Here is a 1,350-nt window from a genome sequence, read left to right as displayed (position 1 = left end):
CTTCGATGCGCGCCACTACCGCCTGGACCTGCGCCGTGCGCCGATGCTGCAGTTGGTCTACGCCCAGGATGAGGCCCAGGCCCGCTGGGTGGCGATCCTGCTGTTCCACCACATGGCGCTGGACCATACCGCCCTGGAGGTCGTGCAGCAGGAAATGCAGGCGCACCTGATGGGCGAGGCCGGACAACTGGTCGATCCGGTGCCTTATCGCAACTATGTGGCCCAGGCACGTCTGGGAACGAGCGAGGCGGAACACGAAGCATTTTTCCGCCAGATGCTCGGCGGGATCGATGAGCCGACGCTGGCGTTCGGACTGGCACAGGTCCAGGGGGACGGGCGTGGCATCGAAGAAGTGACGGTTGCAGTCGATGAGGCTTTGAGCCTGGGGCTGCGCAGTCAGGCCCGGCGCCTGGGCGTGAGTGCCGCGAGCCTGATTCACTTAGCATGGGGCCGGGTCATGGCCCTGGCATCCGGTCAGGAGAACGTGGTGTTCGGCACGGTTCTGTTAGGCCGCATGCAGGGTGGCGACGGTGCTGATCGAGCGCTGGGGATGTTCATCAACACCTTGCCGATATGCGTTTCGGTGGGCGAGCAAAGTGTGCGTGATGCGGTGAAGATGACCCACGCACGGCTGACCGCGATGCTGGCCCATGAGCATGCCTCCCTGGCCCTGGCCCAGCGCTGCAGCAGCGTGGCTTCGTCGACACCGCTGTTCAGCGCGTTGCTCAATTACCGGCACAGCTCGATCGAGGTGACGGATGCGTTGTTGTCGGCCTGGAACGGCATGCAGATGCTGTCCAGCGAAGAACGTACCAACTACCCGCTGACAATGAACGTCGATGACCTCGGGGACGGCTTCAGCCTGACGGCACTGGTCGAGGCGCGGATCGGGGCACAACGCATCTGTGACTACATGCACGTTGCGCTGCGCAGTCTCTTCGATGCACTGGAACATGCACCGCGCCAGCCGGTGCAAAGCCTGGCGGTGTTACCGCCGACGGAGCGTCGCCAGTTGCTGGACACCTGGAACGCCTCGCCGCAGACGTACGCCCATGACACGCTGATCCACGGGCAATTCGAAGCCTGCGCCGTGGCTCAGCCCGACGCAGTGGCGGTGGTGTTCGAGAGCCGGACGCTGACCTACGGTGAACTCAACGCCCGGGCCAACCGGCTTGCTCATCGCCTGTTGTCACTGGGTATTCGCCCGGATGAGCGGGTGGCGATCTGTGTCGAGCGTGGTCTGGACATGATCGTCGGCCTGTTGGGCATCCTCAAGGCGGGCGCCGGCTATGTACCGCTGGACCCGGCCTACCCCCTGGAGCGCCTGGCCTTCATGATCGAGGACAGCGC

Annotated in this window: 1 protein-coding gene; it reads left to right on the top strand. The window is 64.5% G+C overall.

The features are described from left to right. Positions 1–1,350: AMP-binding protein (locus BLU85_RS30095; protein ID WP_139212832.1), on the top strand; the 1,350-nt coding region annotated here is incomplete at both ends.

The sequence above is a fragment of the Pseudomonas sp. NFACC14 genome, from assembly GCF_900106885.1.
In the GTDB taxonomy this organism is placed as follows: domain Bacteria; phylum Pseudomonadota; class Gammaproteobacteria; order Pseudomonadales; family Pseudomonadaceae; genus Aquipseudomonas; species Aquipseudomonas fluorescens_AA.
This window is presented reverse-complemented; position numbering and strand designations above follow the sequence as displayed.